Origin of the sequence: Pelagerythrobacter aerophilus, assembly GCF_003581645.1 — a bacterium.
GTDB lineage: Bacteria > Pseudomonadota > Alphaproteobacteria > Sphingomonadales > Sphingomonadaceae > Pelagerythrobacter > Pelagerythrobacter aerophilus.
In genome coordinates, this window is the sequence record NZ_QXFK01000018.1 from 189651 (window position 1) to 201402 (window position 11752).

At 65.3% G+C, this 11752-nt stretch carries 8 protein-coding genes; 5 read left to right on the plus strand and 3 right to left on the minus strand.

The genetic code is table 11. The annotated features are described in order from the left end of the window. The first annotated feature begins 2 nt into the window (after nucleotides 1-2). The 3 genes from D2V04_RS11735 to D2V04_RS11745 are packed head-to-tail and all read left to right on the plus strand — an operon-like array spanning nucleotide 3 to nucleotide 3615. Nucleotides 3-1214, plus strand: coding sequence for an acyl-CoA dehydrogenase family protein (locus D2V04_RS11735; protein WP_119513880.1), 1212 nt, complete (start codon nucleotides 3-5; stop codon nucleotides 1212-1214). Between the two features lie 15 nt (nucleotides 1215-1229). Next, complete coding sequence (locus D2V04_RS11740) at nucleotides 1230-2300, plus strand: acyl-CoA dehydrogenase family protein (RefSeq protein ID WP_119513881.1); 1071 nt, start codon at nucleotides 1230-1232, stop codon at nucleotides 2298-2300. Nucleotides 2301-2304: 4 nt separating this feature from the next. Further along, nucleotides 2305-3615 carry an MFS transporter gene (locus D2V04_RS11745; RefSeq protein ID WP_119513882.1) on the plus strand — a complete coding sequence of 437 codons (1311 nt, stop codon included), beginning with the start codon at nucleotides 2305-2307 and terminating at the stop codon, nucleotides 3613-3615. Here D2V04_RS11745 and D2V04_RS11750 read toward each other — a convergent pair whose 3' ends face one another. The 3 genes from D2V04_RS11750 to D2V04_RS11760 all read right to left on the minus strand — a co-directional run bounded on the left by D2V04_RS11750 (nucleotide 3616) and on the right by D2V04_RS11760 (nucleotide 7850). After that, nucleotides 3616-4854: a TetR/AcrR family transcriptional regulator gene (locus D2V04_RS11750; RefSeq protein WP_228766400.1), complete on the minus strand. Its 1239-nt coding sequence runs from the start codon at nucleotides 4852-4854 to the stop codon at nucleotides 3616-3618. It abuts the gene before it with no gap. Nucleotides 4855-4923: 69 nt separating this feature from the next. Further along, on the minus strand, nucleotides 4924-6669 hold the full coding sequence (locus tag D2V04_RS11755) for a class I adenylate-forming enzyme family protein (RefSeq protein WP_119513884.1): 1746 nt from the start codon (nucleotides 6667-6669) through the stop codon (nucleotides 4924-4926). 2 nt (nucleotides 6670-6671) lie between these two features. After that, nucleotides 6672-7850: an acetyl-CoA C-acyltransferase gene (locus tag D2V04_RS11760; protein WP_119513885.1), complete on the minus strand. Its 1179-nt coding sequence runs from the start codon at nucleotides 7848-7850 to the stop codon at nucleotides 6672-6674. A 195-nt stretch (nucleotides 7851-8045) separates the two neighbouring features. Here D2V04_RS11760 and D2V04_RS11765 point away from each other — a divergent pair, with 195 nt between their 5' ends. Both D2V04_RS11765 and D2V04_RS11770 read left to right on the plus strand, forming a co-directional pair. Then, nucleotides 8046-9281: a serine hydrolase domain-containing protein gene (locus tag D2V04_RS11765; protein ID WP_182849743.1), complete on the plus strand. Its 1236-nt coding sequence runs from the start codon at nucleotides 8046-8048 to the stop codon at nucleotides 9279-9281. Between the two features lie 11 nt (nucleotides 9282-9292). Next, nucleotides 9293-11332: a 3-hydroxyacyl-CoA dehydrogenase NAD-binding domain-containing protein gene (locus D2V04_RS11770; protein WP_119514257.1), complete on the plus strand. Its 2040-nt coding sequence runs from the start codon at nucleotides 9293-9295 to the stop codon at nucleotides 11330-11332. The last annotated feature ends 420 nt before the right edge of the window (nucleotides 11333-11752 follow it).

The following is an 11752-nucleotide window of genomic DNA, read 5'->3' on the forward strand; positions in this document are numbered from 1 at the left end:
GCATGGCCACCCAGCCCGACTTGCAACCGCCAAATGAGAACGACGCCTTCCGTGAGGAAGTGCGCGAATTCCTGGCCGCGAATTTCCCGTCCGAGCTCAGGGGCAAGGGCAGCGCGCTTGCCGGGGTCGACGGGCCGACCGAGGAGAGCGAGGCGCAGCGCAAGTGGCGCGAGGCGATGGGCAGCCGCGGCTGGGGCACGCCGACATGGCCCAAGGAATACGGCGGCGGCGGGCTGTCGCGCAGGCAAGCCGCGATCTTGAACGAGGAAATGGCCAAGGCCGGCGCCTATAATCCGATCGGCGGCATGGGGGTGATGATGTTCGGCCCCACTCTGCTCGAATACGGCAGCGAAGCACAGAAGAAGGAACACATACCGCCGATCTGCCGCGGTGAGATCCGCTGGTGCCAGGGCTATTCGGAACCGAACGCCGGCTCCGACCTCGCGAACCTGCAAACCACAGCGGAGGACAAGGGCGACCATTACCTCGTCAACGGACAGAAGACATGGACCAGCGGCGGGCAATGGGCGGACAAGTGCTTCTGCCTCGTGCGCACCGACAAGAGCGACAAGCACAAGGGCATTTCCTTCCTGCTGATCGACATGGATTCGCCGGGCGTCGAAGTCCGCCCGATCCAGATGATCAGCGGCATGAGCCCGTTCTGCGAAACCTTCTTCACCGACGTGAAGGTGCCCAAGGAAAACCTCGTCGGCGAGGAAGGCCAGGGCTGGACGATCGGCAAGCGCCTGCTGCAGCACGAACGGACCAACCTGTCGGGCGGTGGCAGCCTGGCCCGGATGATGGGCGCGAGCCTGGCCGACATCGCCAAGAAGTACGTCGAAACCGACGAGACCGGCGCCATCGCCGACAAGGTCCTGCGCGACCGGATCGCCGATTTCGAGATCCGCTGGAACGCCTTTCTCCTCACCGCACGCCGTGCGACCGAGGAAAGCAAGGCACAGGGCGGCGTCTCCGAAATCAGCTCGGTGCTCAAGAAGCTCGGCACCAAGCTCGGACAGGAGCGCGCCGAACTGACGATCGAGATCATGGGCCTCCAGGGCCTCGGCTGGGAGGGCGAAGGCTTCACCGAAGCCGAGCTAGCCGGTGTGCGCGCCTGGCTCTTCGGCAAGGCGACCACGATCTACGGCGGTTCGACCGAGATCCAGAACAACATCATCGCCAAGCGCGTGCTTGGCATGCTCGATCACCAGTAAGAGGGCGCGAAGAACATGGCGGTTCTCAACGAAGAACAGGAAATGCTGCGCGACATGGCGCGCGATTGGGCGACGAACGAAAGCCCGGTTGCCGCCTTTCGCAAGGTTCGCGCGAGCGGCGCGCCCGAAGCGTTCGATCGCGACGCATATACGGCAATGGGCCAGATGGGCTGGACCGGCATCATCGTGCCCGAAGCGCACGGCGGATCGGATTTCGGCTGGCTCTCCGCCGGTCTGGTGGTCGAGGAACTGGGCAAGACGCTGACGGCGAGCCCGCTCGTCGCCACTACGCTCGCAGCGACGGCGATCGTGCTCGGCGGGAGCGAGGAGCAGAAGGCGAAATGGCTGCCGAAGCTCGCAAGCGGCGAAGCGATCGGTACGCTTGCGATCGACGAGGGGCCGCACCACAACCCGGCGAAGGTCGCCGCGAGCGTGTCGGGCGGGAAGCTCTCTGGGACTAAAGCGTTCGTCCACGAAGCGCACGGCGCCGACCTGTTCGTGGTCGCGGCGACGGACGGACTGTACCTCGTCGAGAAAGGCGACGGCGTATCGCTCTCGACGCGCAAGCTGACCGACCAGCGCAGCCATGCCGAGGTGACGTTCGACGGCGCAGCGGCGGACAAGCTCGCCGGCGGCGGCGACAGCTTGGTCGAAGACGTACTCGACCGCGCGCGCATCCTGACCGCCTGCGAAATGCTCGGCATGGCGCAGGCGGTGTTCGACACTACGCTCGAGTATCTGAAGCAGCGCGTGCAGTTCAACCAAGTGCTCGCCACCTTCCAGGCGCTGCAGCACCGCATGGCGGACCTGTTCGGCGATCTCGCGATGATGCGTTCGGCGGTCGAAGGCGGGTTGCAGGCGCTCGACAGCGGGTTCGGCGTCCCTCGCGCGGCGACGATCGCCAAGGCCGAGGCCAACCGCGTGCTTCACGCGATCAGCCGCGAGGGCGTCCAGCTCCACGGCGGCATCGGCATGACCGACGAGTACGACATCGGCTTCTATCTGAAGCGCGCCCGCGTGGTCGAGGCGAGCTGGGGCAGCAGCGCATACCTGCGCGACCGGTTCGCGCGGATCGGCGGCTATTGAGGCATTGGATCCGCTTGAGGATCCCGAAGGCCTAGGTGACACGGCCAGCGCCCAACAGCGGGCGCTGGCCGATCACGCGCGGTTCGTCGACGAAAACCTGACGCGCAACTACCGGGCGAACTTCATCCACGGCGTGCTGGGGATGACGGGCTTTCGCCTGATCTACGCCCCCACGATCATCCCGGCCTATCTGATGCTGCTGACCGGCAGCGCGGCCGCCGTGGGGCTCGGCACCGCGCTGCTGCAACTCGGCGCGACCATCAGCCCGATCGCCAGCGGCGCGCGGATCGAGCATCGCAGCCATATCCTGCCCTACGCGATCCGGGTCGGCTCGCTGATGCGGCTGATGATCCTCGGCCTCGCGCTCGCGGGGTGGCTGCTGACTGGTGAGGCGCTGCTGCTGGCGACCTTCGCTTTCTTCCTCCTGCTCGGTTTCTTCACCGGGGCGCAGCGCGTCGCTTTCCAGATGCTGATGAGCAAGCTGATCCCGATCCGCAAGCGCGGGCGGCTGCAAGGCTATCGCAATTTCGCCGGCGGCCTGATCGCGGCGGTACTCGCCTGGGTGGCAGGCAACTGGTTCATCGCGGGAAACTGGCTCGGTAACGGCTACGCGACAACGTTCCTCTTCGCCTTCTTGCTCACCAGCGCCGGGCTAGTCGTGCTCAAGACGATGATCCGCGAGCCGCCCGCCCCAGTGTCGCGCCCGCAGATCCCTCTGCGCGATCGCATTCGCGAATTTCCCGAGCTGCTCGCCGATCGGGATTTCGCGAATTTCCTCGGCGCGCAGAGCTTCTCCACCATGGCCCGGGTTGGTGCTCCATTCTGGACCGTCTATGCCGGCGGTCTGCTCGGGCTCGACGGTGCGCTGATCGGCGGGCTGAGCTTCGTGTTCCTGGGTTCGGACACGGTATCGAACATCGTCTGGGGTCCGATGGGAGACCGCTTCGGATTCCGCATCGTCTATGCGCTGTCGCTGCTCTGTTCGATCGCGGGCGTGGTGCTGCTGATCTTCGCCGAAGCCGCGGCGCCTGTTTACGGCTCGTTCGTTCTGCTCGGCTTCGGCGGGTCGGGCTGGCTGCTTGCGGCGAGCACGATGGTGCTCGAATTCGGCCGCACCGAAGACACGCCCATGCGGCTCGCGCTGGTGACCACGGTGGAAGGCATCATCGCCGCGTCCGGGCCGGTGCTCGCCGGTGTGGTGGTCGCGGCCTGGGGATTCACGCCGCTCTTCGCGCTCGTGCTCGGCGCGCTGGCGATCGCCTTGCTGCTGCTGGTCTTTCGAGTGCGCGAACCGCGCAACCTCGCGAAAGATTGATCAGTCGAGCGCCGGCGCGGCGAGAAGGCCGGAGGACAGAGCCGAGACGTAAGTGCGAATGGCCAGGTCGGGGTCGCCGAACCGTTCGGCCCAGTTGCGCGCCTCGTAGGCGCTGTTGAGCGTCGACATGATGATCTGGCTGGCGACCAGCGGATCGATCGGCCGCACCGACCCATCGGCGATTCCGTCGATGAGCATACCCGCGAACCGGCGCGCCAGCCGGTTGGAGCGCGTGACCACGTCCACGCGCTGCTCGCTGTCGAGCGATTGGAGCGCCGTCGTGCGCAGCAGCGGCATGGCATCGAAGAACTGCACGTCGACCAGCTCGCGCAGCACACTCGACAGCCGCGTCCAGTAATCCGTCTCGATCTCCTGCCCGGCCATCTGCACGGCGGAGAGGCGGTCGTAGCTGCGCTGGAAGCACGCCAGTACGAGATCGTCCTTCGCGTCGTGATGGTGGTAGAAGCTGCCCTTGGTCACGTTGAGCGACTTCGCGATCCGGTTGACCGAGGCCCCGCGATAGCCGCGCTGGTTGATCATGACCGTCGCGGCGCGCAGGAACTCGTCGTTCTGCGTCGGCTTGGCCACTTTCTCCGTGCGCCAGCCGCCATCGCGCAGAGGCCGGGGCGACCAGCGGTCCGGCTCGGCCGGAATGCCGTGCGCGAGAATGTCGAACATCCGCTCCTCGACGCGCGGGAAATCGAGCGATGAATAGCGCAGCGACCACACCGGCCACCACATCATCGCTTCCAGCAGGATGTGCGCGCGGGCGGAAAACAGCGCGTGGTCACGGTCCGACCGCGCCTCGCCGAAGAAGCCGCGCACCAGCTTCACCACCGTGCGGTAGCGCGCGAGCAGCGGCGCCTGGGTGTCGGGGTCGAGCGTGCGGATCTCCGACAGCGCCGTCACCAGCCCCTTCTCGCCCCCCCGGATACGCCTGCGGAGCGCGACGTGGTCGGCAATGTAACGGCGCAGGCGCGATGCGGGATCGGGCTCGGCCAGCGCGTCGGCCGCCATCTGCTCCATCAGGTCGAGCGTCGCCTCGTAAACCGCGACGACGAGCTGTTCCTTACGCGAGAAGTAGTAGGTGATGCTGGTTGCGTTGAGCCCGATCGCGCGCGCGACATCGGACAAGGTCGTCGCCTTGACCCCGGTTTCGTTGATCAGGACCGAGGCGGCATGGATGATGGCCTGGCGCTTCTCGCCAAACCGCCTCGTCTCCGCACTCTTGCTCGCCATCGGGTCCCCCATGTCAGGCCCGTTACAACAGCGCGGCGGAAAGTGCCAACCGCGCCGCCGGTCCTTCCGCTAGAACAGCGCGGCCAGATCCTTCTTGAGAATCTTGCCATTCGCATTGCGTGGCAAGGTCTCTTCGGTGAACACCACCCGCACCGGCACCTTGAATTTCGCCAGCCTGTCGGCAACCCAGGCCTGAAGCTCCTCCTCGCTCGCCGTCATCCCGGGGGCGAGGTGGACCACGGCGGCCGGTTCTTCCCCGAGCTGCGGGTGCGGAAGGCCGATCAGCGCGGCATCGGTCACCGCCGGGTGATCGTAGAGCACGTTCTCCACCTCCGACGAGTAGATGTTCTCGCCTCCGCGGATGATCATGTCCTTCGCGCGGTCGACGATATAGCAGAAACCTTCTTCGTCGAGCCGCGCGAGATCGCCTGTTTTGACCCAGCCGTCCACGAACGTTTCGGCGGTCGCTTCCGGATTGTTCCAGTAGCCCTTCACCACCATCGGCCCGCGCGCCCAGAGTTCGCCGACCTCGCCGGCAGGCATCTCCTGCGTGCCGTCCTCGTTCATGATCTTGAGGTCGGCGACGGCGACCGGCGGGCCGCAGCTGTCGGGGCGGTTGAGGTAGTCCTCGCTCGAATGGCCGGTAACGGTCGCCATCGTCTCGGTCATGCCCCAGCCATTGCCGGGAAGCGCGCCGAAGACCTCGCGGATCTTGCGCACGAGCTCCGGCGCGGAAGGCGCGCCGCCGTAGCCGATCGCCTCGATGCTGGAGAGGTCGTAGTTCTTGCGTTCGGGGTGCTCGATGAGCTGCCAGGCGATCGTCGGCACACCTCCGGTCGAGTTCACCTTCTCGCGCTCGATGATCTCGAAGGCCTTGATCGGGTCCCACTTGTGCATGAAGATCATCGTGTGGCCGGCCGCAAGGTTGCCCATCAAGCCCGCGGAACACGCAGTGACATGGAACAGCGGGATCACCGTCAGCCCGACCTTGTGCGCCGGTTCGGGGATCTCCTCTCCCCGGCGCAGCACTGCGCAGGCGGCGTTGTAGCCGCTCGACATGATGTTGGTGCACAAGTTGCGGTGCGTGCCGAGCGCGCCCTTGGGATTGCCGGTGGTGCCGCTGGTGTAGAAGATAGTCGCGTCGTCCTCCGGCGCGATCTCAACCTCGGGAAGCTCCATCTGCGGCAGATCGGCGTAGTCCTTGGGCGTGCCGATTACGCTTTCCAGCCGCTCCGCACCTTCGGGTTCACTCTCGCAGCGCGAGACGAACACCGTCTCCAGTTCGGGGCATTCTGCACGGTGCGGTGCTATTCGCTCCCAGCGCTCGTCATCGCAGACGAGCAGCTTCGTGCCCGAATTGCTCAGGCCATAGGCGAGTTCCGGCCCCGTCCACCAGGCGTTGAGCGGCACACAGATCGCCCCGATCGTCACCGCCGCGAAGAAAGCTACCGGCCATTCGGGCAGGTTTCGCATCGCCACGGCGACGCGGTCGCCCTTTGCCACACCGCGCGCCTGAAACTCGTGCGCGAGCTTCGCGACCGCCCGGAACCAGGCATCGTAGGTGACTCGCTCGTCCTCGTAGATCGTGAACTCGCGGCCGCCATGCATGCGCCCGACCATGGCGATCGCACGCAGGTTCGGTGGAGCGTTCTTCCACACACGCGTCGGCACACCGCGAATGTCGATCGTCTCCATCTCGAAGCGTTGCCCGGGTGCGGTGAGGATCGCCTTGCATTCCTCCCGCGTCCGCGCGGGCCAGCCCGCGGGCGGCGTCCAGCCGATGGCGGAGGCGAGGTCCTTTGCTTGTGTCGCCATCGTCAGAGCACCTCGAACAGGCCGGCCGCGCCCATGCCGCCGCCCACGCACATAGTGACGACGACATGCTTCACGCCGCGGCGCCTGCCTTCGATCAGCGCATGTCCAACGCAGCGCGCGCCGGTCATGCCGAAGGGGTGACCGATCGAGATGGACCCGCCGTTGACGTTGAGCCGATCGTCTGGAATGCCGAGCTTGTCGCGGCAGTAGAGTACCTGCACCGCGAAGGCCTCGTTCAATTCCCACAGGCCGATGTCGTCGATTCCGAGCCCGAACCGGTCGAGCAGCTTGGGGATGGCGAAGACCGGCCCGATGCCCATTTCGTCAGGCTTGGCGCCTGCGACCGCCATTCCGACATAGCGGCCAAGCGGTTCGAGCCCGCGCGCCCTGGCGACCTCCGCCTCCATCAGCACCGAAGCGGCCGAACCGTCCGAGAGCTGGCTGGCGTTGCCGGCCGTGATGCAGTGCCCCTCGCCCATGACCGGCTGGAGCTTCGCCAGGCCTTCCAGCGTGGTGTCAGGCCGATTGCAATCGTCCATCGCGATGGTGACTTCGCGCTGGCTCACATCGCCCGTCTCCTTGTCGGTCACGTTCATCGTCGTGGTGATCGGCACGATCTCGTCGTCGAACCTACCAGCGGTTTGCGCTGCTGCGGTGCGCTGCTGCGACTGGAGCGAATATTCATCCTGCGCGTCCCGGCCGATGCCGTAGCGCTTGGCCACGACTTCGGCCGTGCCGATCATCGGCATGTAGATGTCGGGATGCATCTTGAGCAATTCGTCGTCCCGTTGTGTGTTCGGCTTGCTCGATCGGAAGGACGTGATCGACTCGACCCCGCCCGCGACACAAATGTCCATGCGGTCGACGATGATCTGCTTGGCGGCCGTCGCGATGGCCATCAGACCGGACGAGCACTGCCGGTCGATCGTCATACCCGCGACCTCGACCGGCAGCCCGGCGCGCAATGCGACCTGCCGCCCCATGTTGAAGCCCTGCTGCCCCTGCTGGTTGGCGGCGCCCATGATCACGTCGTCGACCTCGCCGCCGTCGAGGCCGGCCCGTTCGACTGCGGCGGCCACCGACCATGCGCCGAGCTGCACGGCATGAGTCGCGTTGAAGGCGCCGCGCATCGCCTTGGCGAGCGGAGTACGGGCGGTGGATACGATGACGGCGTCGCGCATTCGGGCAATCCTCTTTTCCGGTTTCGTCTTGTGCGATTCTTTGCGAGGGATTTATGCAGAAGGGACGCTGCGTGGCAAGGTGCAACTGGTCCTTTTCTGAATTTCAGGTATGAGGCTTCAAAAGAGCGGAAAATCGTCTATCAGCAGCAGTCAGAAAATGAGGTATGCCGAAAACGGCGCGATACGGGAGAGGTCATGATTGAATTGGCGGATGCGGCAACGCTCGGCTTCGACGCGGCACGACTGACAAGGATCGATGCCTTTCTGGAGGCCCAGTACATCGAAACGGGCCGCCTGAAGAACGCCCAGTTGCTCGTCGCGCGCGAGGGACAGCCGGTGCATCATGCGCATTTCGGATCCCTACGCGACGACGACACGCCGATGCGCGAGGATGCGCTGTTCCGCATCGCCAGCATGACGAAGCCGATCACCTCGATCGCCTTCATGCAACTCGTCGAGCAGTGCAAGGTCGCGCTGGACGATCCCGTGGCACGTGTAATTCCCGAATTCGCGAATCTCGGCGCCTACGCAGGCGGTGGCGGTGCCCTTCCCTTCGCGCCCATGCAGCGCGGCAGGCCCATACGCTTCGTCGACCTGATGACGCACATGTCCGGGCTGACCTACGGGTTCCAGAACCGCAGCAGCGTCGATGCCGCCTACCGCGCGGCCGAACTCGACCTCTCGCGCGGCAAGTTCACTGCGGACGAATATATCGCCGCGCTGGCCGAGATTCCACTCGAGTTCGAACCCGGCACCCGCTGGAACTACTCGGTCTCTACCGACGTGCTCGGTATCGCTGTCGAACGCGTTTCGGGCATGCGCCTGGGCGATTACTTCCGGAACCATATCTTCGAACCGCTCGGCATGGGCGACACCGCCTTCCGCGTTGCGGAAGGGCAGGCGGATCGCCTCGCGGACGCCTACGGCTACCGTCCGGGGAAAGCACCGCGGCTGGTCGATCGCGCCGCCGAGAGCCGCCTGCTCGACGATGGCAAGTTCGACAGCGGCGGCGGCGGCCTGATCGGCACGGCGGCGGACTACCACCGCTTCTGCGCCATGCTGCTAAACAAGGGTGAACTCGACGGCGCGCGGATCGTCGCGCCCAAGACGCTCGACCTGATGGCCGCCAACCATCTGCCCGGCGGCGCGGACCTCACGCAGATGAGCCAGAGCCTGTTTTCCGAAGCGAACAACGCCGGCACCGGCTTCGGCCTCGGCTTCGCCATGGTAATCGACCCCGCGCAGACGCTCATGCCCGCGAGCAAGGGCGAATTCTACTGGGGCGGCGCCTACTCGACCGCCTTCTTCGTCGATCCGGTCGAGAAGATCACCATGGTCTTCATGACCCAGCTCTACCCCTCATCCACTTATCCCATCCGCCGCCAGCTCAAGACGCTGATCTACTCGGCACTGGCGGAAAGCTACGCATGAAGGAGCGCACAATGACCTCGCCGATCCGTACCGAACGCCACGACAACGTGCTCGTCATCATCTCCGACAATCCGCCGGTAAACGCCCTCGGTCAGGCCGTACGTGCGGGCCTCGCCGCAGGGATCGAGGAGGCGCTGTCCGATGACGCGATCGAGGCGGTCGTGATCCGCTGCGATGGACGCACCTTCTTCGCAGGCGCGGACATCACCGAGTTCGGGAAAGCGCCGCAAGGGCCGAGCCTGCCGGAAGCGCTCGACAAGCTGGAGGCGAGCGACAAACCGGTGGTCGCCGCGATCCACGGCACAGCGCTCGGCGGCGGGTGCGAGGTCGCGCTGGCCTGTCACTACCGCGTGGCGGTGCCGAGCGCGAAGATCGGCCTGCCCGAAGTGAAGCTCGGCCTCATCCCCGGCGCAGCGGGCACCCAGCGCCTGCCGCGCCTCGTCGGCGCCGAAGCCGCGCTGCCGCTGGTCGCGATCGGAAATCCGATTCCGGCGAAGAAGGCACAGGCGATCGGCCTGGTGGACGAGATCGTGGGCGAGGACAGCCTCGAGGCGGACGCGATCGCCTTCGCGAAATCGAAGATCGGCCAGCCGGTGCTGCGCGCCTCGGAAGGAACGGCCAACCAGGACGGCGTGAAAAACCCCGCCATCTTCGACGACTTCCGCCAGAAGAACGGCCGCAAGATGCGTGGCTTCGATGCCCCCAACGCCGCGATCGAGGCGGTCAAGGCGGCTGGCGAGTTGCCCTATGCCGAGGGTGTGAAGAAGGAGCGTGAGCTCTTCGCCAAGCTGATGGGCGGCACGCAGTCCAAGGCGATGCGCCACTACTTCTTCGCCGAGCGCGCCGCGAACAAGATCGACGACGTGCCTGCCGATACGCCGCTGATCCCGATCAAGAAGGTCGGCGTGATCGGCGCCGGCACGATGGGCGGCGGGATCGCGATGAACTTCCTCAGCGCGGGCATCCCGGTGACGATCCTGGAGATGAAGCAGGACGCGCTCGACCGCGGCACCGGCGTCATGCGCAAGAACTACGAGAACACCGCCAAGCGCGGCCGCATGACCATGGAGCAGGTCGATCAGGTGATGGGTCTGCTGACCCCCACCCTTGAGTACGGCGACCTTGCCGACTGCGATCTCGTGATCGAGGCGGTCTATGAGAACATGGACGTGAAGAAGGAGGTGTTCGGAACGCTCGACGGAGTCGTGAAGCAGGGCGCAATCCTCGCCTCCAACACCAGCTACCTCAACATCGACGAGATCGCGACCGCCACCCAGCGTCCGGGCTACGTGCTCGGCCTGCACTTCTTCTCGCCCGCGAACGTGATGAAGCTGCTGGAAGTCGTGCGCGGCGCGAAGACGCGGGGCGACGTGCTCGCTACCTCGATGAAGCTCGCGAAGACAATCGGCAAGGTCGCAGCCGTCTCGGGCGTGTGCCCGGGCTTCATCGGCAACCGCATGCTCTCCAAGCGGCAGGAGCAGGCCAACCAGCTCATCATGGAAGGCGCGAACTACTGGGACGTCGACGACGTGCTGCTCGAGTTCGGCTTCCCGATGGGTCCGTTCCAGATGGGCGACCTCGCGGGCATCGACATCGGGTGGCACCGCGACCCGAGCAAGGTGACCACAGTGCGCGAAGCGCTCTGCGCCGTGGGACGCTTCGGCCAGAAGGCCGGCAAGGGTTTCTATGACTATGACGAGGCGCGCAATCGGACACCTTCCGACGAGGTCAAGAAAATCATCGCCGACTTCGCCGCCAAGGAAGGCCACGAACGGCGCGAAATCTCCAAGGACGAGATCCGTGAGCGGCTGCTCTATCCGATGATCAATGAAGGCGCGAAGATCCTCGACGAGAAGATGGCGCAGCGCGCGAGCGATATCGATGTGGTGTGGATCAACGGCTACGGCTGGCCGATCTACACCGGCGGTCCGATGTTCTGGGCCGATACGATCGGGCTCGACACTGTCGTCGCCGGGCTGGAAAAGCATGACCTTCCCGTGAGCGACTACCTGCGCGGCAAGGCCGCGAAGGGTGAAAGCTTCAATCGCTGAAGCCAAGTTCCTGAAGCAACCGCCCGCCCATCTGCCGTCGGCGCAAATGGGCGGGCGACCGCGAGCCAGAACGCGGTTCTCGGCGAAGGCGCATGCCTGACGGATAACCTCGCACCCTCGTTAAAATTACATTGTTCGAATTCAGGGTACGAGTAGCAAGTCGAAACTCATCAACTACCCGCCGAACCCTTCCGCACTTCGGCCACAAAACGACGCTCGCAAGCGAGGTATGCCACGTGCGAGCCACCGCTTTCCTCGACACCCAACTCGTATATGACGCCGGCATCAGGCGTTTTCGCAGGAATGGTCTGGGCATTTATTCCGAAATCTCGGCGAGCCATGGAGGCACGTTCATTTCACAAATAGCTTGACAGGAGGGTCTCGAAATACTCCACTTTCGATGAGTGGGTATGTGCCTGA

Bases quoted from the DNA above. Each gene is read 5' to 3' on its own strand.
- D2V04_RS11735 (WP_119513880.1), top strand. From the start codon at position 3: ATGGCCACCCAGCCCGACTTGCAACCGCCAAATGAGAACGACGCCTTC.
- D2V04_RS11740 (WP_119513881.1), top strand. From the start codon at position 1,230: ATGGCGGTTCTCAACGAAGAACAGGAAATGCTGCGCGACATGGCGCGC.
- D2V04_RS11750 (WP_228766400.1), bottom strand. From the start codon at position 4,854: ATGGCGAGCAAGAGTGCGGAGACGAGGCGGTTTGGCGAGAAGCGCCAG.
- D2V04_RS11755 (WP_119513884.1), bottom strand. From the start codon at position 6,669: ATGGCGACACAAGCAAAGGACCTCGCCTCCGCCATCGGCTGGACGCCG.
- D2V04_RS11760 (WP_119513885.1), bottom strand. From the start codon at position 7,850: ATGCGCGACGCCGTCATCGTATCCACCGCCCGTACTCCGCTCGCCAAG.
- D2V04_RS11765 (WP_182849743.1), top strand. From the start codon at position 8,046: ATGATTGAATTGGCGGATGCGGCAACGCTCGGCTTCGACGCGGCACGA.
- D2V04_RS11770 (WP_119514257.1), top strand. From the start codon at position 9,293: ATGACCTCGCCGATCCGTACCGAACGCCACGACAACGTGCTCGTCATC.